23 protein-coding genes are annotated in these 24,715 nt (G+C 49.3%); 17 read left to right on the forward strand and 6 right to left on the reverse strand.

Annotated features, from left to right (window positions below):
* Positions 1–25 precede the first annotated feature (25 nt).
* The 8 genes from CK797_RS06815 to CK797_RS06850 all read left to right on the forward strand — a co-directional run bounded on the left by CK797_RS06815 (position 26) and on the right by CK797_RS06850 (position 7,939).
* Entirely contained in the window at positions 26–448 is a 423-nt protein-coding gene (locus tag CK797_RS06815; RefSeq protein WP_104689005.1) for a DUF1934 domain-containing protein, read from the forward strand.
* A gap of 45 nt (positions 449–493) precedes the next feature.
* Complete coding sequence (rpoE, locus tag CK797_RS06820) at positions 494–1,051, forward strand: DNA-directed RNA polymerase subunit delta (RefSeq protein WP_181049541.1); 558 nt, start codon at positions 494–496, stop codon at positions 1,049–1,051.
* A 170-nt stretch (positions 1,052–1,221) separates the two neighbouring features.
* Positions 1,222–2,832: a CTP synthase gene (locus CK797_RS06825; RefSeq protein WP_104689007.1), complete on the forward strand. Its 1,611-nt coding sequence runs from the start codon at positions 1,222–1,224 to the stop codon at positions 2,830–2,832.
* Positions 2,833–3,258: 426 nt separating this feature from the next.
* Positions 3,259–4,539: a UDP-N-acetylglucosamine 1-carboxyvinyltransferase gene (locus CK797_RS06830; RefSeq protein ID WP_104689008.1), complete on the forward strand. Its 1,281-nt coding sequence runs from the start codon at positions 3,259–3,261 to the stop codon at positions 4,537–4,539.
* 93 nt (positions 4,540–4,632) lie between these two features.
* Positions 4,633–4,878 carry a type B 50S ribosomal protein L31 gene (locus CK797_RS06835; RefSeq protein WP_104689009.1) on the forward strand — a complete coding sequence of 82 codons (246 nt, stop codon included), beginning with the start codon at positions 4,633–4,635 and terminating at the stop codon, positions 4,876–4,878.
* A gap of 116 nt (positions 4,879–4,994) precedes the next feature.
* Positions 4,995–6,302, forward strand: coding sequence for a PTS transporter subunit EIIC (locus CK797_RS06840; protein WP_104689010.1), 1,308 nt, complete (start codon positions 4,995–4,997; stop codon positions 6,300–6,302).
* On the forward strand, positions 6,295–7,185 hold the full coding sequence (locus tag CK797_RS06845; RefSeq protein ID WP_104689011.1) for an alpha/beta hydrolase: 891 nt from the start codon (positions 6,295–6,297) through the stop codon (positions 7,183–7,185). The genes CK797_RS06840 and CK797_RS06845 overlap by 8 nt, the downstream gene beginning before the upstream one ends.
* Positions 7,186–7,231: 46 nt before the next feature.
* The gene (locus tag CK797_RS06850; protein ID WP_104689012.1) at positions 7,232–7,939 is read left to right on the forward strand and encodes a class A sortase; all 708 of its coding nucleotides are present in this window, start codon (positions 7,232–7,234) and stop codon (positions 7,937–7,939) included.
* A gap of 104 nt (positions 7,940–8,043) precedes the next feature.
* Here CK797_RS06850 and CK797_RS06855 read toward each other — a convergent pair whose 3' ends face one another.
* On the reverse strand, positions 8,044–8,508 hold the full coding sequence (locus tag CK797_RS06855; protein WP_104689013.1) for a low molecular weight protein-tyrosine-phosphatase: 465 nt from the start codon (positions 8,506–8,508) through the stop codon (positions 8,044–8,046).
* A gap of 137 nt (positions 8,509–8,645) precedes the next feature.
* On the opposite strand from CK797_RS06855, the gene CK797_RS06860 reads away from it, so the two are divergent.
* From CK797_RS06860 to CK797_RS06875, 4 genes are all read left to right on the forward strand, one after another.
* Entirely contained in the window at positions 8,646–9,206 is a 561-nt protein-coding gene (locus CK797_RS06860; protein WP_104689014.1) for a LemA family protein, read from the forward strand.
* Between the two features lie 11 nt (positions 9,207–9,217).
* Positions 9,218–10,114, forward strand: coding sequence for a zinc metalloprotease HtpX (htpX, locus tag CK797_RS06865; protein WP_104689015.1), 897 nt, complete (start codon positions 9,218–9,220; stop codon positions 10,112–10,114).
* Between the two features lie 146 nt (positions 10,115–10,260).
* Positions 10,261–11,649, forward strand: a complete 1,389-nt coding sequence (locus CK797_RS06870; protein ID WP_104689016.1) for a UDP-N-acetylmuramoyl-tripeptide--D-alanyl-D-alanine ligase — start codon at positions 10,261–10,263, stop codon at positions 11,647–11,649.
* A gap of 62 nt (positions 11,650–11,711) precedes the next feature.
* Entirely contained in the window at positions 11,712–13,196 is a 1,485-nt protein-coding gene (locus CK797_RS06875) for a DEAD/DEAH box helicase (RefSeq protein WP_104689017.1), read from the forward strand.
* Positions 13,197–13,254: 58 nt separating this feature from the next.
* Here CK797_RS06875 and dltD read toward each other — a convergent pair whose 3' ends face one another.
* The 5 genes from dltD to CK797_RS06900 are packed head-to-tail and all read right to left on the reverse strand — an operon-like array spanning position 13,255 to position 17,716.
* Positions 13,255–14,547, reverse strand: a complete 1,293-nt coding sequence (gene dltD / locus CK797_RS06880; protein ID WP_104689018.1) for a D-alanyl-lipoteichoic acid biosynthesis protein DltD — start codon at positions 14,545–14,547, stop codon at positions 13,255–13,257.
* Entirely contained in the window at positions 14,540–14,779 is a 240-nt protein-coding gene (gene dltC / locus CK797_RS06885; protein ID WP_057806418.1) for a D-alanine--poly(phosphoribitol) ligase subunit DltC, read from the reverse strand. The genes dltD and dltC overlap by 8 nt, the downstream gene beginning before the upstream one ends.
* Before the next feature lie 29 nt (positions 14,780–14,808).
* Positions 14,809–16,029 carry a D-alanyl-lipoteichoic acid biosynthesis protein DltB gene (dltB, locus tag CK797_RS06890; RefSeq protein ID WP_104689019.1) on the reverse strand — a complete coding sequence of 407 codons (1,221 nt, stop codon included), beginning with the start codon at positions 16,027–16,029 and terminating at the stop codon, positions 14,809–14,811.
* Positions 16,029–17,561 (reverse strand): D-alanine--poly(phosphoribitol) ligase subunit DltA, encoded by a 1,533-nt coding sequence (gene dltA, locus CK797_RS06895; RefSeq protein ID WP_104689020.1) that lies wholly within the window; start codon positions 17,559–17,561, stop codon positions 16,029–16,031. The genes dltB and dltA overlap by 1 nt, the downstream gene beginning before the upstream one ends.
* Positions 17,562–17,575: 14 nt before the next feature.
* On the reverse strand, positions 17,576–17,716 hold the full coding sequence (locus CK797_RS06900) for a teichoic acid D-Ala incorporation-associated protein DltX (RefSeq protein ID WP_104689021.1): 141 nt from the start codon (positions 17,714–17,716) through the stop codon (positions 17,576–17,578).
* A gap of 269 nt (positions 17,717–17,985) precedes the next feature.
* On the opposite strand from CK797_RS06900, the gene acpS reads away from it, so the two are divergent.
* The 5 genes from acpS to codA all read left to right on the forward strand — a co-directional run bounded on the left by acpS (position 17,986) and on the right by codA (position 24,595).
* Positions 17,986–18,354, forward strand: a complete 369-nt coding sequence (acpS, locus tag CK797_RS06905; protein WP_104689022.1) for a holo-ACP synthase — start codon at positions 17,986–17,988, stop codon at positions 18,352–18,354.
* The gene (alr, locus tag CK797_RS06910) at positions 18,347–19,468 is read left to right on the forward strand and encodes an alanine racemase (RefSeq protein WP_104689023.1); all 1,122 of its coding nucleotides are present in this window, start codon (positions 18,347–18,349) and stop codon (positions 19,466–19,468) included. Before acpS ends, alr begins: the two co-directional genes overlap by 8 nt.
* Before the next feature lie 243 nt (positions 19,469–19,711).
* Positions 19,712–21,742 (forward strand): collagen-binding domain-containing protein, encoded by a 2,031-nt coding sequence (locus tag CK797_RS06915; RefSeq protein ID WP_104689024.1) that lies wholly within the window; start codon positions 19,712–19,714, stop codon positions 21,740–21,742.
* Between the two features lie 247 nt (positions 21,743–21,989).
* Positions 21,990–23,354, forward strand: a complete 1,365-nt coding sequence (locus tag CK797_RS06920) for a cytosine permease (protein ID WP_104689025.1) — start codon at positions 21,990–21,992, stop codon at positions 23,352–23,354.
* Positions 23,355–23,356: 2 nt separating this feature from the next.
* Positions 23,357–24,595 carry a cytosine deaminase gene (gene codA, locus CK797_RS06925; RefSeq protein WP_104689026.1) on the forward strand — a complete coding sequence of 413 codons (1,239 nt, stop codon included), beginning with the start codon at positions 23,357–23,359 and terminating at the stop codon, positions 24,593–24,595.
* Positions 24,596–24,715 lie beyond the last annotated feature (120 nt).

Raw genomic sequence — 24,715 nt, forward strand, 5'->3', positions numbered from 1 at the left:
GTATTTAAGGAAGAGGGGGATTACGATCAAGAAAAGGGTACCAGTAAAGGTCAGTTTAAAAACAACTATGGAGCAGGATGGCCAGCATGAAACGTTTGCATTTGAAGAGGACGGCGAGTTCATCGTCCTCAACGACAAGTATTACTTGCGGTACTACGAACATCAGAATGGACAAGCTACTCCAGTTCAGTTTCGCCTTGACGACGGGGAGGTCCACATCCACCGGCAGGGTGCTACGGAGACTTGGCTGGTGTTTGATCCCGAACAGCCGACGATCACCCGCTACCGGACAGAATACGGGGTGATGCAGTTGCAGGTGGTCACTAGTAGGTTGGATCGTGTACTGGATCCGGATACCCCCGCGGGCCGGTTGTTCTTATGCTACCATCTTCAGAGCGGCGGTCAGGAGATTGGAAGTTACCAAATTGAATTGCATTTTACGGCCTAGTATTGTAAGATGTAATTTAGACTTTTTGAAGGGATGTGCACCAATTTGGATTTAAAGGTTTTTGACGGCCAAGACAAATCAGAGCTTTCAATGATTGAAGTAGCACACGCTATTTTGGCTGATCACGGTGAGGCAATGGCATTTGTTGACTTAACCAACGAGGTTCAGCAATACTTGGGTAAGAGTGATGAGGAAATCCGTGAACGGCTCGCCCAATTCTATACTGATTTGAACATTGACGGCAGTTTTATTTCCCTTGGTGACAATACCTGGGGTCTGCGGGCATGGTACCCATACGAGTCCATCGATGAAGCCACGGTTGGTGAAAACGAAGAGGACGAGGACCGGCCAAAGAAGAAGCGGCGCAAGGTTAATGCATTCTTAGCAGACTCCGACGACGATGACGATGTGATCGACTACGACAACGATGATCCAGAAGATGAGGATCTCGACGATGCTGCCGATGACAACAATGAAGACGACGATTACGACGCCGACAATGACGACTACAGTGATGACGATGATGACCTTGACGATGGCATCGAAGGCCAACTTTCTGAACTGCATGACGAAGACGATGATGATGACGAGGATGACGAATAAAATCTGGTAGTGATTGCTTGACTATTGGATGTTGACCTTGTATTATCTTACTTGGGCGCCTGTATTACAGGCCAATCGTTCGTAAATAGTAAAGCTCCCTGTTTCAGCTGAAATAGGGAGCTTTTTATTTATTGAACCCACTCAAATATTCTAAAAGGAGTAGAAACGCAATGACGAAATACATTTTTGTAACCGGTGGGGTTGTTTCATCACTAGGAAAAGGGATTGTCGCCGCTTCCCTTGGCCGTTTATTGAAAAACCGGGGCTTAAAAGTGGCCATTCAAAAGTTTGACCCGTACATCAACGTCGACCCGGGGACGATGAGCCCATACCAGCACGGGGAAGTCTTCGTCACCGATGACGGGACGGAAACCGACCTGGACCTTGGTCACTACGAACGGTTCATTGATAACGACCTGAACAAGTATTCTAACGTCACCACGGGGAAAATCTACTCCGAAGTGTTGAAGAAAGAGCGGCGGGGCGACTACCTCGGCCGGACTGTTCAAGTGATTCCACACATCACCAACGCTATCAAAGATAAGATTAAGCGGGCCGGTGAGAGTAAGGATGCCGAAGTAGTTATCACCGAGATCGGGGGAACCGTTGGTGATATTGAATCCCAGCCATTCATGGAAGCCATTCGGCAGATGAAGGAAGAGGTCGGTGCTGACAACGTCTTATACATTCACACGACTTTGGTTCCATACCTGCGGGCTGCTGGTGAGATGAAGACCAAGCCAACCCAGCACAGTGTTCGTGAGCTGCGTGGCCTTGGGATCCAGCCAAACATCCTGGTAGTCCGGACGGAAAAGCCAATTACGGAAGAAATGCGCAATAAGATTGCCCTTTTCTGTGATGTAGATCCGAAGGCGGTAATTGAGTCCCTGGATGTCAACACCCTTTATGAGATTCCGTTGAACCTCCAGAAGCAGGGAATGGACCAGTTAGTCGTTGATCATTTCGGCTTGGATGTTCCAGTGGCTGATATGCGGGATTGGACAAACATGGTTGACCACATTGAAAACGGGTTGAACAAGACAGTTAAGATTGCCATGGTTGGCAAGTACACTGACCTTCAGGATGCTTATATTTCTGTCAACGAGGCCCTGCGCCATGCTGGCTACCCGGTTGATGCTAAGGTCAAGATTGACCACTTCAACGCTGAACATATCAACGAGAATAACGTTGCCGACACTTTGAAGGACTACGACGGGATCCTGGTTCCGGGTGGCTTTGGTAACCGAGGTGTCGAAGGGATGATCACCGCCATCAAGTATGCTCGGGAAAATGATGTGCCATACCTGGGAATCTGCCTGGGGATGCAAACTGCCTGCATTGAGTTTGCCCGTGATGTTCTGGGATATCAAGATGCTAACTCGACCGAGTTTAACCCGAATACGAAGCATAACATTATTGACCTGATGGCTGACCAGGAAGATGTTGAGGACATGGGCGGTACCCAACGACTGGGTGCCTACCCATGCAAGCTGAAGGCCGGCACAGTGGCGGCTGCAGCCTACGACAATCAGTCGATGATCAGTGAACGGCACCGGCACCGTTACGAATTTAATAACAATTACCGGCAGGAAATGGAAGACCACGGTTTGGTCGTCTCTGGGGTCAACCCAGACCGGAATCTGGTCGAAGTGGTTGAGCTGCCTGATAAGAAGTTCTTCGTGGCCGCTCAATACCACCCAGAATTCAAGTCTCGGCCAAACCACCCTGAGGGTCTGTTCAAAGCCTTTGTCAAGGCAGCGGTGGAGAACCACGAGGCATAAAAAGCAACATACGAGTACGTTTAGCACGATAATAGTGGGAGAGTAAGACAAAACTAGCTTGCTAGTTTGTCTTATAACCCCCGCAAGCACGAAGAGGTAGCCTCTAACGTTCGGACTTTTCCGAACGCTGGGGGCCTTTGTATACTGCATTATAGTATTTTATCTATGTTGAGGAATCATGTTATAGTATCTAATCATTCCCCGGGAAATTATAATCATTCTAAGCAAATATCACTCTTAAATTGGTTAAGCGAAGAATAAACAGATCATGCTTTTAATTTTTTTAAGATTATTTAGAAAAGGTTGTAATTTAGTAAACATTTCATTATCATTACAGTTGACTGTTTTATAAGTAAAATAATCACTAACTATTAAAATTAAACCTAAAAAAACTAAATTAAATCTTTTAAGCGAGGAAACACAGAAATGAAAAGAATGATCATTCAAGGAGGAAACCGACTTTCGGGTGAAGTCACCATTGGCGGTGCTAAAAACAGCACCGTTGCCTTAATCCCAGCAGCAATCTTAGCCGACACGCCAGTGCAATTTGACACCGTGCCGGATATCTTGGATGTTCACAATTTGATGATTATCTTGAAGTCGATGAACGTTAAGTCTAAGTTCAGTCACGGGGTCTTAGACATCGACCCGACCCAAATTGTGGAAGCCGAGTTACCAAGTAAGGCGATTAAGAGTCTGCGAGCTTCCTATTATTTTATGGGAGCACTGTTGGGCCGGTTTCACCGAGCAACGTTAACTTTTCCCGGTGGTGACAACATTGGACCACGGCCGATTGACCAGCATCTGAAGGCCTTCAAGGCGATGGGGGCTGAGGTCAATGAGGATGGTAGTACTGTCCACCTCGATGCCACCAAGAACGGTCTGCATGGGGCCCGGATCTTCTTAGATATGGTTTCTGTCGGGGCCACGATCAACTCCATTCTGGCTGCCGTACGCGCTACGGGAACTACGATCATTGAGAATGCGGCTCGCGAACCGGAGATTATTGACTTGGCAACCTTCCTTAACAACATGGGAGCCAAGATCCGTGGTGCCGGAACCGGAACCATTCGGATTACAGGGGTTGACACCCTGCAATCGATGAATACCCACACGATCATTGCTGATCGGATTGAAACGGGAACCTATCTGTCATTGGCTGCGGCCATGGGTGATGGCATCATGATTCATAATGTGATTCCCGAACACCTGGAAGCATTCACCAGTAAGATGATCGAGATGGGTGTTGACTTGCAAATTGACAGTGACAAGATTTATGTACCCAAGGTAACGCATCTTAAGGGAATCCATGTCAAGACCCTGCCATTCCCCGGCTTTGCCACCGACCTGCAGCAGCCATTGACGCCCTTGCTTTCTCTGGCCTCGGGAGACAGCATGATCGTAGATACGATCTACCCGAAGCGGGTTAAGCACGTTTCCGAACTTCAGAAGATGGGCATGAACATTGAGGCTCACGATGGCACGATTATTGTCAAGCACACTGACCACCTGCATGGTGCCAACGTCGAGGCCGGTGAGATCCGTGCTGGGGCATCCCTTACCATTGCAGGTCTGATGGCGGATGGCACGACGGTAATCAACAACGCTGGCAACATCCTGCGCGGCTACGACCGGATTGTCTGGAAGCTGAACCGGTTGCACGCCAATGTTGCGATTGAGGACGATTCATCAGTAAAAATCAACTGAGTGCTTGCGTCTGATGTCAATCCGTGGTATTCTGTTAGGGTTGATTATCTATGTTTCAGGCAATGATTCATGGCAAAAGGAGCGTATTAAATTATGAAACAAGGAATTCATCCAGATTACCATCCAGTAGTATTTGAAGACTCATCTACTGGTTACAAGTTTCTTTCTGGTTCTACTGCTACTTCTAAGGAAACGGTTAAGTGGGAAGACGGCAACGAATACCCACTGATCCGGGTTGAAGTTACTTCTGACTCTCACCCATTCTACACTGGTAAGCAAAAGTTTACCCAAGCCGATGGTGCGGTCGACAAGTTCAACAAGAAGTACGGTCTCAAGTAATCTTACTTGTGATTTACGAAAGCGTCCTGTGTTTGCGGGGCGCTTTTTTTTGTGCTTTAAACACCGGACGATGGCGGTATAATCAGTAAAAGAACTTTTCAAAGACAGGTGGTTAAATGCAGTCCAAAGTCGTTAATGTACTTGTTCGTTTCAACCAATGGTCGTTCATTCAGGCCGTCCGACAGACGTTGGTGGTCCTCTTCCCAGTGGCGTTGATCGGGGCCCTGGCTCAGCTGATAGTCAAGAGTTTTCTGAATGCTAATGGCTTTTTCTATAATATCCTCGGGATCGGCAGTTGGCTTTCTCTAACCTGGCTGCGGACTCTCCAATTTGTCTTTACCAGCGTCACCCAGATCTTCTTCAGCCTGCTGGGAATCCTGGCCTGCTTTATCTGTGCATACAACACAGCCCGTTTCTATCGCAAAGATGCCCAACTGGCAGGGCTAACTGGCGCTTTTGCTCTCTTACTGGTCGCCTACCGTTATGGAAAGAACCCTCAGGTACCGATCAGTTTTCACATGGCCCTGCTTGGCGGGAAGAGTCTGCTGGTGGCCCTAGTGATTGGTTACGGGGTTGGCCAGCTTTATCGCTGGAAGGGGCCAAAGGAGTTGACGGTGAAGAAGGTCACCTGGTTGGATGTTCGTCGGCAGGCCTTTGCCTCTTTATGGCCCTTGTTGATCACTACCTTGCTGGCGATGCTAGTATCTTTGGCAATCAACTCGGGGCGCTTCTACCGGGCATACTCCCATGCTTACACGACCCTTACCAATGCAAGTCAGGAACCACGGAACGTGTGGTTGGCTCTGTTGATGTCACTCGCCTTGGCGACGATGGACTGGGTTGGCCTTGGAATTCCGTCCAGCTACAAGGTGCCGCTGAACACACCCGCCTACATGGCCAACCTGAACTACGCCTTGGCTCATGGCAGTGCTTGGCACGTGCCATATAAGTACCTAGGCAGCACCCTTTACAATTCCTTTGCCAACTTTGGCGGTGATGGTCTGGTCTTGGCCTTGTTAGTGGCAATCCTGCTCTTTCCTGGCAATGGCAGCCTGCACCGGGTGGCCCGTTGGACGGCCCTGCCGACAATTTTCAACTTCGACTACAGTTCCCTGGTTGGCCTGCCAGTTATTCTGAATCCGGTATTCCTCCTGCCTTTTATGTTTTTGCCCCTAATCAATATCGGAATTGCAGTGGGGATAACAGCTTTACACCTGATTCCTGCAACCCCGTACCCGGTTCTGCTTGGAACACCGGGGCCCTTGATTGGTTTCATGGCGACAAATGGAAACTGGGCGACCCTGGTCTTTACAATGCTTCTCTTACTCCTGGACATTGCCCTGTATGTACCCTTTGTCCGGCTGAATTTCCGGGTCGAGTCTCAACTGGCCCGGACAACATTAGGTGGTGAATGTGATGCGTAATCTAGGGAGACAACTAGCCCAGCGGAGCCGTCACGTCTTGTTGGCCTTGTTTCTTCTGATTGTTATCCTGGCATTGCCAACTTACTTCTGGATGAAAAATGCCAATGCCAACCTGGCCGCTCAACGAAATTCACGGATGTCGCCAGTGATCATGATTCCGGGGAGTTCGGCGACAATGAACCGTTTCAATCAACTGGTCGAAATCTTGAATAAGCGGACCGCCAAAAAGCACAGTCTGTTGCGCCTTGAGGTTGAGAACAACGGCAAGATCAAGTCGACCGGCTGGATCAACCGGGGCGATTCTGAGCCGATCATCGTGGTTGGCTTTCAGAACAACCACGATGGCTACCAGAACATCAAGAAACAGGCCCGAATGTTCAACAGTGCCTTTGCCCTGCTGAGCGACAAGTACAATTTCAACAACTTTAAGGCCTTCGGACACTCTAACGGAGGCTTGATTTGGACGCTGTGGTTGGAGAAATACTACCACCAGTATAGTGAACGGATCACGATCAAGCGCCTGATGACCTTGGGAACGCCGTATAACTTTGCCGAAACCTCAGTCAAACAGCCAACGCAGATGTTCAGCGACCTAGTCAAGGGCCGTAAGAAGATCCCTAAAAGTCTCGATGTTTACTCCGTTGCTGGAACTGAGAGCTACGATTCAGATGGCTTAGTTCCCGAACAGAGTGTGGAGGCTGGCAAGTATATTTTTCAAAAGCAGGTTAATCACTATACCACGATGACGGTGACCGGGAGCAAGGCTCAGCACTCCAGTCTGCCGCAGAACAAGCAGATCGTCAATTTGATTAGTCACTATCTACTGGACAGTGACCGGGAGCCTAAGAGCGGTCCAAGCAATCCAGATAATAGTGATAACTAGGCTGAAAGTGTATACTAGTGACATAGTGATGTGAGGAGGTATAGAAGTGAAGAAACAGCAACATTCACGCGGCTGGCTCCGCTGGGTCGTTGTCGTTATCCTACTGGTGGTGTCAGCTTGTCTGATCTTTAATCAGCAGATTAAGGAACACTTGGTGGGCAGCTACCGACCAACGATCACCAAACAGTCGATCAAGCAGGACCGGCAGAAGAAAGCTACTTATAACTTCAGCGACGTTAAGGACTTGAACTTTCAGACGGTGGCTCAGGCCCGGGCTAAGAAGCAGCCGATCAACATCATTGGTGAGATTACTGTGCCGGACATCAACATGACCCTACCGATCGCCAATGGGGTCAATAACACGACCCTGGCACTAGCAGCCGGAACCATGCGTCCAGACATGCAAATGGGGCAGGGAAACTATGCCTTGGCCGGCCATAATATGGCCAACGGGAGCAAGATTTTGTTCTCGCCACTTTATTATCATGCCAAAGTTGGTCAGATGATTTACATCACTGACCTTGACCGGGTTTACGAGTACCGGATAAGCCAGCGGCAGTTCATTGATGCTACTGATGTTCAAGTGGTTAATAATACGCCCCAAAAGATCATCACTTTGATCACATGTGACGCCACTGGGGCTCGTCGGCTGATGATTCGCGGGGACTTTGTTAAGTCTGAGCCGTTTAAACAGGCACCGGTAAAAGTTCAAAAAAATTTCAGTACCAAGTACACAACGGGGCGGGCATCGTAGAAATGAGGCATTGGGAGCTGCTTGATGCCTTTCTCACTAACGCAAACTAAACAGCCATCCTCAACTGGGACCGTTTAAAACGGTTGGTTGGGATGGCTGTTTAATTATTTAAGCTGCCGTTTCATGATAGCAAGCCAGTAAGGAAGGGCCGTGGCCAAACTCTGGTAGGTGTCTTCGAAGCGGTGAGTGTACCAAGGATCAGGGATCTCGGTATCTGATTTGCCGGGAACCGGCTCGTTGGCCAAGTGGATTTTACCGACATCAGTCACCGGAGCAATCCGGCGCAGGTTGTAGAGGTTCATATTGTCCATACAGATGATGTAGTCGGCCCAATCGAAGTCGCGACTAGTGATTGGCCGGGAGACGAGCCCCGCGGTGTTCAAATGGTGGCGGTGCATAGTCTTCAGGGCACCAGGGTGGGGGCCATTGCCCTCCTCCTCGTTACTGGTGGCGGCGGAATCGATGTGGATTTGGTCACTGAGGCCCTCCGTTGCGACCATCTGCTTAAACATTGCCTCGGCCATCGGTGACCGGCAGATGTTGCCCAGGCAGACAAATAATACGTTCATAGTTAACACCTCACTTTATTACTACCACTATCATACCGAAAGTTACAAGGATTTGCGAAAGGGGTGCATAATTAATTTCCTTTGGGTTGGACGATTTGGTAAAATAGAAACAAACTAATCTGAAGGAGGAAAGAAACATGACGTTAATTATTGTGATCGTGGTCATTGCAATCCTTGTCGGGATCTACGTGGTCATTTACAACAGTCTGGTTCAGCTCCGGGTCCATGCTCAAGAATCGTGGAGCCAAATCGATGTCCAGCTGCAACGGCGTAATGACCTGATTCCAAACCTGGTTTCCACCGTTAAGGGTTATAGCAAGCATGAGGCCACCACCTTGGAGAAGGTTACCCAGCTACGGGCAGCCCTCAATGAGGTTCCCGATGATGACCGGGCTCAGAAGATGGAGATTTCCAATCAGCTCTCCGGAACGCTGAAGAGCCTGTTCGCGGTTGCTGAAAACTATCCAGACCTGAAGGCCAGTACTGAGTACCAACAGCTAATGGAGGAGTTAAGCAACACGGAAAACAAGATTGCTTATGCCCGTCAGCTGTATAACTCTACTGTGGCTGCCTTAGATACTAAAATTCAGAGTTTCCCAAGCAACATCATTGCCAAGCTCCACCACTTCACAGCGATGGAATACCTGCAGGTTCCGGCAGAGGCGAAGGATGTGCCCCACGTTTCATTTGACGATTAGGGTGATTTAGCATGCTATACCAACAGATTGCACGCAATAAGCGTAAGACCATTCTGGTGATGTTTGGCTTCTTCCTGCTAGTGGCCTTGATCGGGGCGGCAATCGGCTATCTCTTTGCCCGGTCCGCAGTGGTTGGAATCATCATTGCCGGGGTGGTCGCCATTATCTATATGTCAGTGATGATTGGTCAGTCAACCGATGTAGTGATGAACATGAATAACGCTCGTGAGATCCACTCGGCCAGCGAGGCCCCCGAACTCTGGCACGTGGTTGAAGATATGGCGATGGTCGCTCAGGTACCGATGCCACGGGTCTTCATCATTGATGATCCGAGTCCGAACGCCTTTGCGACTGGCAATGACCCCCAGCACGCGGCAGTGGCGGCCACCACCGGCCTGCTTCAGATGATGAATCGTGAGGAGCTGGAGGGCGTGATGGGTCACGAGATGAGTCATGTTCGCAACTATGATATCCGCCTGCAGACGATCGCCTTGGCCCTTTCAGCGGCGATTTCCGTACTGGTAAACTTTGCTGGTAATTTTTGGTGGTTTGGTGGGCGGAGCAATAACCGGGATAACAATAGCGCCGGGGGCGTTTTTACTGCCTTTGGTTCAATCCTGTTGATTATCCTGGCGCCTTTGGCAGCCACGATTGCTCAGATGGCTCTGTCGCGGAATCGGGAGTACCTAGCGGATGCAGGTGCGGTTGAATTAACCCGGAACCCGCATGGTATGATTTCGGCTCTGGAGAAGCTTAAGGGGGCTCAGCCGATGAAGGCCGCCGACCCGAACAGTTCGGCCCTCTACATTAGCGACCCTGAGCGTAATGCCAAGCACCGCCGCTTTGCTCACTTGTTTGATACTCACCCGCCGCTGGACGACCGGATCGAACGGTTGGAGAAGATGTAAACGAGAACTAGTTTTTTAATGGCAGTCGGGAGAGCTTCCTGGCTGTTTTTTCGTAGAGCAATTTATTCGCTTGGTCGCCTTTATCGGGTGAGAGTGATATAATTAATAAACTAGACAAAAGTATCAGAAGAAGAGGTAGCTTTTCTATGAAAATGAAGTTAGCGGAGATTGCGAAGGCAATTGATGCGCAAAACAATATCGATCAATGGCAAGACGTTGAGCTGACCAGTGTGTCCTTTGACAGCCGTCACCTGGACCGTGGTGCGCTCTTCATCCCACTACAAGGGGCCCAGGATGGTCACCGTTTTGTGGCCAGTGCCTTTGCCAATGGTGCAGCGGCCTCGTTATGGGCCAGTGACCACGAGATTGTTGACCACGAGCACCCATTGCTGGTGGTTGACGACCCGCTGAAGGCCCTTCAACAGTTGAGCGAGTATTACCTGCATAAGATCAATCCGATGGTGGTAGCCGTCACCGGGAGTAATGGCAAGACGACTACCAAGGACATGATTGCCTCGATCCTGAGCACCCAGTTGAATGTCACCAAGACTTATGCTAACTTCAACAATGAGATTGGGGTGCCGGTGACCCTGCTCAATATGGAGGCCAACACGGAGGCTGTCGTCGTTGAGATGGGGATGGATCGTTTTGGCCAACTGGACTTTTTGAGTAAGCTCGCTTCTCCTGACATTGCAGTGATCACAATGATCGGTGAGGCCCATATTGAGTTTTTCGGGACCCGGGACCGGATTGCTGATGCCAAGATGGAGATTACCCATGGCCTCAAGGAGGATGGCACCCTAGTCTACAACGGTGACGAACCGCTACTCAATGAGCGGGCTGCCCAGATTGATCAGCGTCTGGTGCGCTTTGGTCGTCACCTGGATGATGATCTTTACGCCACTAGCGTTGAGGATCACCCGCGTTCACTTACCTTTACGGTCAATGAATGGCCGGATAAGCAGTTTACGATCCCAATGGTGGGGGAGTACAATGTCAACAATGCCTTGGCGGCCATGGCGGTTGGTCGCCTGCTTCACATTACGCCGGAGCATATCAAACAAGCCTTGGCTAATGTCGAGCTGACCGAGAACCGGGCAGAGTGGCTGGCTGGTAAGAATGGTGAGCAGATCTTAAGCGACGTATACAACTCTAACCCGACGGCTGCCAAGCAGGTGCTCAAGACAGTCGCGACGATGCCAACTAAGGGTCGGCGGATCGCTGTCCTGGGTGATATGCTGGAGCTCGGTGATGCTTCAGCTCGTTTGCATGCGAGTCTAGCAAGTGAGATCGATCCTACCCATATCCAGGCTGTTTACCTGGTTGGTGAGCAGATGCAGGCCTTGAAGGATCAGTTGCAACGTGATGATTACCCGAGTGATGCCATCCACTACTATCAAGCCGATCAGCTGGACCAATTGACTGCGGACCTGCAGGCTACCCTGACTGGTGACGATATTGTCTTGTTGAAGGCAAGTCACGGGATTCACCTTGAAAAAGTATTGGACGCAATTGAAGAAAAGCAAAATGATTAATGGTGCGCGGGGCTGTAACATTGGTTGCAGCCCCTTGCCCGTATTTCTGAGGAGGAAATTTTTTGAAATTTAGCGAATTAGGCTTATCGCAAAGCCTATTGAAGGCAATCAAACGGAGCGGCTATGAAGAGGCTACTCCAATTCAGGAACAGACGATTCCGATGGTACTGGATGGTCAGGATGTAATCGGTCAGGCGCAAACTGGGACCGGAAAAACGGCGGCGTTTGGCTTACCGATCATTGAGCATGTCGATACCAAAGATCCGGATATCCAGGCCCTCGTGATCTCACCGACTCGTGAGCTGGCCATCCAGACCCAGGAGGAACTCTACCGGCTTGGTAAGGATAAGCACGTCCGAGTCCAGGTTGTCTATGGTGGTGCGGATATCCGCCGTCAAATTAAGAGCTTGAAGCAGCACCCACAGATTCTGGTAGGGACACCGGGACGATTGCGTGATCATCTGAACCGGCATACGGTTAAGCTGGATAACATCCAGACATTGGTTCTGGACGAGGCGGATGAGATGCTTAATATGGGCTTCCTTGAGGATATTGAGGCGATCATCAATCAAACTCCACAGGATCGTCAGACATTGCTCTTCTCGGCCACGATGCCGCCGGAGATCAAGAAGATCGGGGTACAGTTCATGACCGACCCTAAGATGGTCCGGATCAAGGCTAAAGAGCTGACCACTGACTTGGTTGACCAGTACTACGTTCGAGCTCGAGACTACGAGAAGTTTGACATTATGACCCGTCTGATTGACGTCCAAGATCCTGAGCTGACGATCGTCTTTGGCCGGACCAAGCGCCGGGTCGATGAGCTGTCCAAGGGACTGGTGGCGCGCGGCTACAACGCGGCCGGCATACATGGCGACTTGAGTCAGGACCAGCGTACTAAGATCATGCGCAAATTCAAGAACGGTCAGCTTGATATTTTGGTAGCAACTGACGTAGCGGCCCGTGGACTAGATATTTCCGGCGTGACCCATGTCTACAACTATGATATTCCATCAGATCCCGATAGCTATGTTCACCGTATTGGCCGAACGGGCCGGGCCGGCCATCATGGAATGTCGCTGACCTTTGTGACGCCTAACGAGATGGACTACCTTCACGAGATTGAGAAGCTGACCCGGGTCCGGATGCTGCCGCTGAAGCCGCCAACAGCTGAGGAGGCCTTCCGGGGGCAGGTGGCCAGTGCTTTCAATGACATTGACGAATTGATTGCCCAAGATACCACGGACCGTTACAAGGATGCAGCGGCTAAGCTCTTGGAGACTCACAACGCCACTGACCTGGTTGCGGCGCTGTTAAATGACATGACCAAGGAGGCCGCCAGCGACGTGCCGGTTAAGATCACACCGGAGCGTCCCCTGCCACGGCGGAATCGCCACAACCGACAGCGAGGCAACGGCCACTACCGTCGTCATCGTGATAACCACGGCCGCCGAAATGGCTACCGGTCCCACCGGAACAATGACCATCATGGTAGCAGCCATTCCAGCCGTCATGCCTTCAACATTCGCCACCGTAAAGAAAATTAAAGGCTAAACAAAAATACGAACCGCGAGGAAAACTTCCTCCGGTTCGTATTTTATTATTCTAACGTAATTCTTGATTCTTGAATTTTTGCAGGTTATGTGCAGTGGGGTTCAGGTTGGCCCAGCGCTTGGTCAGGAATTCATCATTCATCCGGTAGTTTGGCTGAGGCTGTTTAGTCGAGATAAACTGGTTAGTAGCCCGGTCAAATTTGACCCAGCCAGCCCAACCGATGTGGATGGTATCTTCCATGAAGGCTGGCTTGCTGCCGTCGTGGGAGAGGTCCAGGATATGAGTGAAGCCCTGTTCACGCAGCTGAAACTTGATCTTTTCCACGGAGCGGTAGTACATATTCATGTCCAACCCGGTGTACTTCTCCCACTTGGCATTGACCGGCGGGATGACGAAGAGCACGTTGGCGTTGGTGTTCTTGAACTGGTTAAGTACTACCTGGAGGTCACCGTACTCTGGTGAGGCCGTGTAGTTAAACTTCCGCTGCGAGCCTGCCAGCTTGCTTAAGTCCGGTTTGACCCGCTTGTTGTAAAAGCCGTTGCGGATGCTGAACTCGTTATTGCTGGAGTCTCGCTTGCCAACCTGCTCAGCCTGGCTATACAGGCGATCATAGCTATACTTCTTCGGTAGGCGGCTGATGTTCGGCAGAATGTGCTTTTCGTAGTTCTGGTTGATTTGGAACGCAGAGAAGATGGCATCCTCGTGAGCGAGCAGGTTGACCCGGCTATTGATGACGAGGCGATCCCAGGAGCTCAGCGGCTTACCGGCTGCAATCTTCCGGGCCCCGGCGCCCACCGTGCCGTCATCACCGATTAGGGCGATCAATCGTTTAGCAACGTAGCGGTCGTATGGTGAACGAGGGTTAGCGTGCTGTAGCCAGGTCAAGTTAGCGTATGATCCGTTGTAGTACTTGAAGGCTGGCGCCTGAACACCATGCTTGGTAAACCACTGTGGGGAGACGATATAGACTGCCTTCTCGTCGGTCATCTGGTTCTCCATCGAATTGATGTTGAAGAACTGAGGCAACGATTGTGTTCCTCGAGAACCGAAAAGAAACGGTGTGTAGTTATGGTAGCGAGCGGCCATGACGGATGGGTGATAGCGATCCATCCGCCGCAGTTCACTGGACCCAAAAAAGGGAACAAAGTTGACCCGTTTGTCGTTTAATGCCTGTTTCTTCAGCGATTGGTTTTTGAAGATAACCGGGCTCAAGGAAACAGCGGCCTGCTTTTCCTTTTGCAACGAGTAACTTTTCTTGATCGGCAGAGAGAAGAGAATCAGAACCAGGACAAAAGCAAGAATTACCGGGCCGAAGATCGACCACAGCCGCTTGCTGTTATGCATTTTGCAACTCCTTTACCCGTTGTTCGATCTTTTCGATGGTGTTCCATTGGCTCCGATCAAATTCGGAAACCGGAACTTGGATATCAAAGGCGTCTTGGAGACCGAGCAGTAGGCTAACCGTGGCCATGGAGTCCAGCAGGCCTGAGGTGAAAAGATCTTGACTTGCGTCACTGAAGTCAGATGCGTCGCGGCCAGTTGCGTCAGCTAAAATGTTAATAATTTGTTCTTGCATGATAAAATCCTCCTAAAAGTTTCACTCAGCTATTTGCTTAACAGGTAGGTGTTTAAGAAACCGCTGAAAATCAAAAATGTAACCATTACAAAGTTAAAGGTGATGAAGATGGCCACCCCGGTTGTCAGCCTGTTGTGAGGGAGGTTCGGCAAGTGCTTGCGCTTGTACCGTAACCACCAGTCATTGGTAACGAGGGCGAGACCATGGACAATCCCGTATAGAATATAATACCAGGTGATCCCGTGCCAGAAGCCCATCAGGGTCATATTCAGCATGTAGGCAGTTGATGATAAGGCGTTACGGTTCTTGAACCAGCGCTTCTTAGTGGCCAGGAACACAAAACGCATGAAGATGTAATCCCGGAACCAGAAGGATAGGCTGATATGCCAGCGATTCCAGAATTCCTTGATGTTCTTAGACTTGAATGGCTGCTTGAAGTTCATTGGTGATTTGACACCCATGAAGTAACTGATTGCGACGGCAAACAGTGAGTAGCCGGCAAAGTCGAAGAAGAGGTACAGGCCGTACGTATACATAACCCCCACCATGCTCCACGAAATCATGTGGGGTGAAAGGAGGGCTAGCTTCTCAAAGTGGGGTAGGAAACGCTGCCCGAAGAAGTAACCGATAACGAACTTGTACAAGAAACCGAGAAACAGGTAGAAGATCCCCTTGTTGACCAGGGCCAGGTAGGCATCCCGACTTGGGACCTTTTGGTAGTCCTTGGAGAAGCGACGGTAGCGATCGATTGGTCCGGACGTCAGAGTTGGCATAAAGAGCATGAAGCGGATGAACTTCCATGCTGAAATATCCTTGACCATGCCGTCCCGTGTCTCAATGATCGTACCGGCCGCCCGGAAGGTCAGGTAACTGATCCCGAGGAACCCGAGCAGGGAATTATGGCCAACCATCGCTGGCGTCAGTTTGACGATCACCAGTGGGGCAATTGAGAGCGCCGTGAACAGGTAGAAGATACCGGATGAGTTGGCTTGCTGCCGATAGTGGTGGTAGTACATCACCAGGCAGGTTTCCCAGATCACGTAGGCAATCAGGGAGATCCCCTGCTGCCAGCTGTCTCCGTCAAACATCAGAAAGATGAAGATAAAACTGATCAGCGCCTCATACCAACTGAACCGTTTCCCAAAGTACAGTCCGATGCCCAGCGGTAAGATGGCTAGGATCAGGTAGCAGAAGTACATCGGGGTCCCATAGGCACTGAAATTAGGTAGACTAGCAATCCAATTAATCATTACTTGTTAGCCTCGCTAATCAGTTGCTTGACGGCAATCTTACCATTTGCCGACATTGGGAAACTTTCCTTATAGACAAACTGGGTTGGCATCATGTATGGCATGATTAACCCGTCCAGGCTTTCCCGAATGGCCTTGGTCAGAGCTGTCGGATCGGTAGGCTGTTCCTTGGGGATGACATCAGCGATCAAGTGGGTGACTTTACCGTCTTTATTATACTTCGGAACGGCGACGGCCTGCTTGATTAGCGGACTCTTCTCCAGGCTGGCCCGAACCTCATCGAGTTCGACTCTGAAGCCGTGGAGTTTAATCTGAAAATCCATTCGACCCTTGTGGTGGAGAAGACCGTCCGCATCCAGAATCCCGGCGTCTCCAGTCCGGTAGGCCTTCTGCCCGTTGAGGGTAAAAAAGGCCTTGGCTGTCTTCTCGGGGTTGTTCATATAACCCTGGGCGACGCTGTTACCAGTGATGATGATCTCCCCCTCCTGACCTGGTTCAGTGAGTTCGTGATCACCCTTCCAGATGGAGAGGGTAATCCCTGGTTTGGCATAACCGACCGGAAGCCGGTCAGTGTTAGCAACGATCTCTGGAGTGATCTCTACCCCCGAGATAGCCACCGTTGCCTCGGTTGGGCCATAGGTGTTGAAGATCTTGGCATGGGGGAAGCGCTGTTGCAGGTTTTTGGCAGTCTTGACGGTCAGTTCTTCACCACAAAACAGGAAAAACTTTAGGCCAGGCATCTGCTTTTCATTAAAAGCCGGGCTAAGCATCAGCATATCGGCAAATGATGGTGTGCCGACGAAGATGTTGAGGTCCAGGTGCGGCAGGGCCGTGAAGAGCTTGCCAAAGTTTTCCACCACGTCATGCGGAATAGCTTTGATTGTGCTGCCGCTCAGCAGGGCCGGCCACCAGTACATGTTGGATAGGTCAAAGGAATACGGGGGCTGGCCGAGGTAGTTGACCTTTGACGGCAGCTTGAAGTCGGTGCCGAGCATCCAGTCGATGAAGGTCCGTAGGTTATCGTGGCTGACTTCAACACCCTTTGGCGAACCGGTTGTCCCGGACGTGAACAGGATGTAGGCAAGTTCGTCACCGCTGACCATCTGACCGGCGGCTGGCGTGAAGTCCTGCTGGTCCTTAAGGATAGTGTCCAGTTGATCCCGATTGATGATGGTGGCGTCGGTCGTCACTTGATCATTTGGGAAGTCATCGACGGCGATGATCAAACCCGGATGGGCCGTGTCCAGGATCGATTGGATCCGTGGCAGGGCAGAGTCGGTTGAAACTGGGATGTATGGGTGGCCGGTCTTTAGGGCGGCCAGGAAGCTGACGATCATCTCGGCCTGGTGATCACCAAAGACCAGGATCGGCGTCTGCTTGGCGAGCTCCTGTTTATTCAACCATGCGGCCAGGGTATTGATTTCGGTAGCCAACTCACCGTAAGTAGTGGTTGTCCCCATCTCATCATAGGCGATGCGTGCGGCGTTTTGACGGGCGCACTCATCAAACGATGTCACAATATTTTTGGTCATAGTTTCCTCCATTATTAGAATTCATTATAGATAAATGGTTCTTGCCCAGCACCATAATATCCGTATAGATAGACTAAAAGGAGAATCACGACAAAGTAAAACACCGTCTTCAGCGTGAAGCTTAGGGCGGGGTGTTCTTGAGTGAATTTTGTCACGTTCTAAGTCCTCTCCTCTCATAACGTGCCAGAAGCACTGGCGATAGCTTAGCATTATATCCTGACGGGAACCGTAATTCCTCAAATCTTTACCAAAACTTCAAGATTTAAGCGGATATAATTCTAACTTTTCCATTATAACCATTTTAGCTCGCAATGAAATAGGAATCGGCAATTGATTTCCAATCAATGTAGCCAAAATCAGGAATTGCAAGTCAAGACGATTTTGGCTATGATAATGACTTGAATACAATAAGGAGGAAAACGGAATGATTGCGGGAATTGGCATCGATCTAACACCGCTGGACCGGGTCAACCGGCTCGCCCAGCGGCACCCTCAGTTCATCGCTCGGATCCTAACGCCGGCTGAGTATGATCAGTATCGGTGCTTCAGTGGTCAGCGATCCTTAGAGTATCTGGCAGGACGATGGTCATTGAAGGAATCGTTTGCTAAGGCAATGGGGACCGGCATCGGCAAGCAAGTCGGCTTTCAAAACGTTGAGATTATTGATAACCGGCAGGGAGCCCCGGTCGTGACCAGATCGCCATTTGTTGGCCGGGTGCATGCTTCTGTTAGTCATACCGCTACCCTGGTGATTACGGAAATAATTTTAGAAAGTGAGCAGAACAATGATTAGTGGTCGTTTACGAAAAACAACGTATCAGGTAGACTTGGGTGCTCTACGGCACAATATTCAAGCGCAGCGAGCCGCTTTACCAGCTGGGAGTCGGATCCTAGCGGTGGTGAAGGCTAATGCCTATGGCCATGGTCTGGTGCCTGTGGCGCAGGCAGCTTTGAATGCTGGGGCCACCGGTACTTGTGTTGCTATCCTGGATGAGGCTCTAGAACTGCGGGACAACGGAATTGACGCCCTTAGTCTGGTTCTGGGGATCACGCCAGTTGAATACGCCAACGTGGCTGCTGAGGCCGGTGTTTCCCTGACGGTAGGGTCATTGGACTGGCTCAAGGAGTATCACCGCTTAGCTCAAGCTAACCACTGGACCACCCCACTGAAGGTTCATCTCGGCATTGACACCGGGATGGGTCGGATCGGTTTTACTGATGTTGCTACATTTAAGCAGGCAGTGGCCTTTCTACAGGAACCGGAGTTTGAATTTGAAGGAATGTTCACCCACTTAGCGACAGCTGATAGTACTGATACGGCTTACTTTGAAAAGCAGGTAGCCCGTTGGCAACGCTTCGTTAACAGCTTGGATGAACTACCGCCGTATGTCCACATGGCTAACTCGGCTACGGGAATGTGGCACCGGGAGCACATCACGGCCAACACGGTCCGAATGGGGATCTCCATGTACGGTCATAATCCGTCTGGCTGTGACATCAAGGAGAACCTAGGGCTCCAGCCGGTCGGGACCTTTAAGACGACAATCAGTTTTGTCAAGCAGCTCAAAGCCGGTGAGTCTGTTAGCTATGGGGCAACCTATACCGCTGCGGAGGATGAATGGTTGGCTACCCTGCCCGTTGGCTATGCGGATGGCTACCCACGTTCGTTAACCGGCTTCAAGGTGCTGGTTGATGGCCAGTTTTGTCCAATCGCTGGTCGAGTCTGCATGGATCAGATGATGATCCGGTTGCCGAAGTACTATCCAGTTGACACCCCGGTTATCCTAATGGGAAAGTCCGGGCAACAGGAATTGACGCCGACCGACCTGGCCAATCAAATAGGAACGATTAATTATGAAATCCTGACCGGGATTAGCAATCGTGTTCATCGTACCTATCGGGGTTAATAATTATTGAGTAAACAAGACACAGCTTCCTATGTTTTCTGATGCTATACGATGTTAAGAGTGGATAAGGGTATTAGAAAGGTTTTACGATAAGGCTGAACTATAGCTAGATAAGAATGAGAGTGGTTGGTGAGAAAAGCATATTTTTCTCACCAACCACTTTGTTAGTTTTATGTTTAATAATATGAATGCTATAATAATAACAAAAATGACGAATTTTATTTATACTAAGAAGGCTTCGGAATGCAAGAGAAGAAACATTATAAGTTATATAAAGGCGGAAAACAATGGTTGACCGCCTTAGTCTGTGTGGCAGTCTTAGAAATTGGTGGTGGAGTGGCTCTTGCGGATAATAACAACAATCAGCCTGTACAAGAAACTAATGCAGTAGCTAAAACATCAGTACAAAATACGCCAACAACACCAGCAACTAATGTTCAAACTGATTCTCAACAAGCAACGTCAGTTCAACAACCGACAGCAGCAAAGGATTCGTCCGCTTCTATTCAAAGAGTAATTCAGCCTAACGGGCAACAATTACGTACTAATCAAAATGGGATAAAGGAAATTAATTATCAAATTTATGATGATCCTACCCAAATTGTTACTAATCTTCATCAACCAAATGAGACAACAAGTTATGGCAGCTTAGCAAAATTCTTAAAAGATAATAGTGCTTTAGGTGTTAGTTCTATCTTTCATGTGTTTGGCAATGAGGCGCACCTCGATGCCCATGTTCATGGAAATATAGCAGTCAAAAGACTGGATAATAATGTTAATACCGGGACGGTTAATAAGGGCACTTATATAACTGATGGTGATACTTATTATATCGAGCAGTTAACAAGTCCAATCAACGAGTCTTCGTTTAATAGTAAAGACGATTATGTGATTTTCGGGACCGGTGTTGATGCCTTAGCCCGTGATGGCCAGGTTTATCTTAAGTACAATGACCAAGACCATAAGATGCCTAATCTAGGGGTAAATGAAGTCTTTAATGACCCGACTGATTCCTACATAAATATTGAAAAGGAATTAGCATTTTTAAGTGAACAGTCAAAACAATATTCGGGGAAAGCTCAATCCGCCGGGGTAACCTTTGATTTTAACGATCAAAATGACCGGTGGATTGATGTTTCTAAAGCTAAACCAGATAGCAATAACTGCATTTATATTAACGTACCCTTTGAATATTTACAGGCTTCTCAAGTAATTAAGATTCGGGGATTATCCAGTCATCAAGATTTTGATAAGAATGAGATTGCACCAACGATAATTGCTAACGTAACTGGTCTAGACAAGGCCACGGAATTCAACATTAGTACGCAAACATTATTGTATTATGATGACAGCAATGAGCCACTAAATAATAAGGAAGACCAGCAAGTTCCTAATCATTTATTATGGAATTTTGGTACTGGCAACCAGGAGTTTAGGTTTACCGGTGGACGCTTTATGGGGAGTATCCTTGCTCCACAAGCCACAATTCATGGTGGTGTAAACATTGACGGTAATATTATTGCTGACAAAATTTATATTGCTGGTGGTGAATCACACCGTTGGGATCTTTTTCCGACTAAGCCTAACCTTCCATTTGAAGAAATAGTTGAGCCAACCGAACCGACGCAGCCAACGGAACAGCCAACTAAGCCAACTGAGCCGACGCAGCCAACGGAACAGCCAACTAAGCCAACCGAACCGACACAACCAACAGAACAGCCAACCAAGCCAACTGAGCCGACGCAGCCAACGGAACAGCCGACTAAGCCAACCGAACCGACACAACCAACAGAACAGCCAACCAAGCCAACTGAGCCGACGCAACCAACGGAACAGCCGACTAAGCCGACCGAACCGACGCAGCCAACAGAACAGCCAACCAAGCCAACTGAGCCGACGCAGCCAACGGAACAGCCGACTAAGCCGATCGAACCGACGCAACCAACGGAACAGCCGACGCAACCAATCCAACCGTCAGATCCAACGATTGATACGCCAACTGAGGGTGAAAATGGGGCTGCTGTACCGCCAATTGTTTCCGAACCTTCTGAATCAGTAGAGGGCTCTTCAACGATGACACCAGAATTTGAAATGACTCAATCATCATCTCAAGGTGGAGTAGGAGCTTCTACTAATCAAGAGGACAAAAATCAGCAGGCTCTTCCACAAACGGGGAATGAAGATCAAGCCAAAGCATCGCTCGGATTAATTGGTGTGATAGCAGGAGCGCTTCTTAGCCTATTTGGAATAGGAGGAAAAAAGCTAAGCCATTAGTCATAGAAGGTGAAACGAAAAAACGGTAATAGTATGAATTGTTACAATTTTAAGATGGAAATTGACAATTTCACTCAAAGCCGATAAGATTAAGTAAATCAATATGAGTCCTTTAATGTAGCCCCGTGAGACTACAAAAGACGTTCGAACTAAATAGAACCGCGCGCAACGCGTGTACTTTTGTGAAGCCTTAGGGGACGAAGAGGACCCTGAGGCTTTTTGCTTTCAATTCAAGGAGGAGAAAAAGTTGAAAGAACAGCAGCACACGCATATTTTCAGCATTCCGATGAAGAGTCGGAAAACCACTCGATGGGACATGTTTGCGACCTGGGTTGGGGCCAATGCCAATAACGGAACCTGGTTCGTCGGCGGAGTCCTTGCCGCATGCGGTTTTGCTTTGGCCATGAGGGTCCTGATATTGTCATCGGCTCTCTCATATGTCTTTTTAAGTCTGATCGGTTACATTGGTTATAGGACCGGGGTCTCGACGATGACGATCAGCCGCGCTTCCTTTGGTGAGCGGGGGAGCTACCTCCCATCGCTAGTCAATATTACTCAGTTTATTGGCTGGACCGCTGCTAACACCTTCATTGCCGCACAGTCGGTTAGTATTCTTTTTCATGACCTGCTTGGCTGGCCAGTATGGGGCAAGCACGGCGGCTATCTGGGATTAGTTGTTGGTATTCTAATTATGAGTATTCTCCATATTGTCAGTGTCTCCAGTGGTTCGCGTTCCGTTCAGCTGATTGAGCGGTTGGGGATCATCCTAGTGCTGGTATTTGTAATCTGGGAATCCATTGCCGTCTTTAGAACTGTTTCTCTGGGTCAGATTGTTCACTGGCAGGTGCCGGTTCACGCCAAGATGGCTACCGGGGCCGCGATTGATTACGTTGCTGCTTTCAATTTGGCCTGGGTCACGGCTGGTGCTGACTTTACCCGTTTCACTGCTAAACGTGATAACGCCATCTATACCCCATTCTTAGGGGCTCTGTTCGGGGTGGTTTGGTTTGCCTTTATCGGCTTGATTTCCACGATCAGTATTGCTATTTCGACTGGGGTTTACGATGCTAATAACTCGGATCCCTCGACGATTGCCAGCAAGTTGGGATTAGGGGTGGTTGCCCTGCTTGTTATCATTCTAACCTCAATGACAGCCAATGCAGTCAACTTGATGGCTGCCGGTTCGGCACTGTCCAACATCTTCACTAAGCTGCGGCTAAAGTACTCATTGTGGATCGTGGTGCTCTTGGCTACCATTGTTACCTTCATTCCGATGTTTGTCGGCAGTTTTCTGACCACCTTTGAATCATTCCTTGATTATGTTGGGATGGTGTTAGGACCGACGATTGCTATCATTTGCACTGACTTTTACGTTCGGGCTCATTGTAACTACGACATCAGTGAGCTGGGCAAGGTGAGCGGAAAATACTGGTACCACGGTGGTATTAATTGGGCAGCAATGATAACATTTGTTATAGGAGTAGCCTTCTTTGTTGGCGTCCACCAGCAGCCGCTGTTTGCCGATACGATCGGAGCGACCTTCGTTGATATGGTACTGAGTGGTCTGCTGTATTATGTATTGATGCTGTTTGCGGATCGAAAGGAAGCATAATCATGCTAATAAAAAATGTTCACATTGATAATCATGAAGCAACGTCCGATGTTCGGATCGTTAATGGTAAATTTAAGGAGATTGCGCCGGAATTAACGGCGGTTGCTAATGAACAGGTGATTGATGGTCAGGGAAATGTTCTCCTTCCGCCATTTGTGGATTCCCATGTTCACCTGGATGCAACTCTGACAGCAGGGCAACCAGAATGGAATGAGAGTGGGACCCTATTTGATGGGATCCGGATCTGGAGTGAACGCAAGCAGGATTTGACTAAGGAGGACGTCAAGAAGCGGGCTCGCAAGACGATCGAAAACATGGTCGGTCACGGGATTCAACATATTCGGAGCCATGTCGACGTTACTGACCCTCACCTGATTGCTGCCCAAGCTCTCCTGGAATTACGTGAAGAACTTAAGGACCAGATCGATCTCCAACTGGTGGCCTTCCCTCAGGAGGGGATCTTGAGTTACCCCCACGGTCGGGAATTGATGGAACAGGCTGTCAAGGAGGGCCTGGACGTTGTCGGTGGGATTCCACACTTTGAGTTCACCACTGAATATGGCTGGCAGTCGGTCCACTTCTTGATGGCCCTTGCTGATAAGTATGATCGACTGGTGGACGTCCACTGTGATGAGATTGACGATCCCGCCTCTCGGAATTTGGAAGTACTGGCTACCGAGGCATATGAGCGGGGGATGAAGGATCGGGTCACCGCCAGTCACACAACGGCGATGGGTTCTTATAATAATGCCTATACTTATAAGCTCTTCCGTCTGCTGAAGATGAGTAACATTAATTTTGTCTCCAACCCGCTAGTCAATGTTCACCTGGGCGGGCGGTTTGATACCTACCCAAAGCGGCGGGGCGTTACCAGGATCAAGGAACTAACTAACGCTGGGATCAATGTGTCCTTTGGTGAGGATGATGTCCAAGACCCATGGAACCCGCTGGGTAACGGTAACATGCTCGACGTGGTCACGATGGGAGTTTACATTGCTCACTTGATGGGTTATCACCAGTTACAAGATGCTTTCAACTATGTCACCTACAATGGGGCTAAGACGATGCACATCAGCGACCAGTACGGGATTGCGGTTGGTAAGCCGGCCAACTGTATCCTCTTAAACGCTGCTGACTTCTACAACGCCCTCAACAAACACGTGGAAGTTCTCTACAATATCCGCCATGGGAAGATTTTGGCAACGACTACACCAGCTAAAACTAAGATCAATTTAAAGTAATTTAAAACGACAAATCACCGCAAGCTGATCAGGCTCGCGGTGATTTTTTGTCTTCATTCTTTAAGGAATTCTATAGTTATTTAAGCTTTAATATAACATTTCTGGAATGTATCACAACGC

Source organism: Limosilactobacillus pontis (assembly GCF_002940945.1).
Lineage (GTDB): Bacteria > Bacillota > Bacilli > Lactobacillales > Lactobacillaceae > Limosilactobacillus > Limosilactobacillus pontis_A.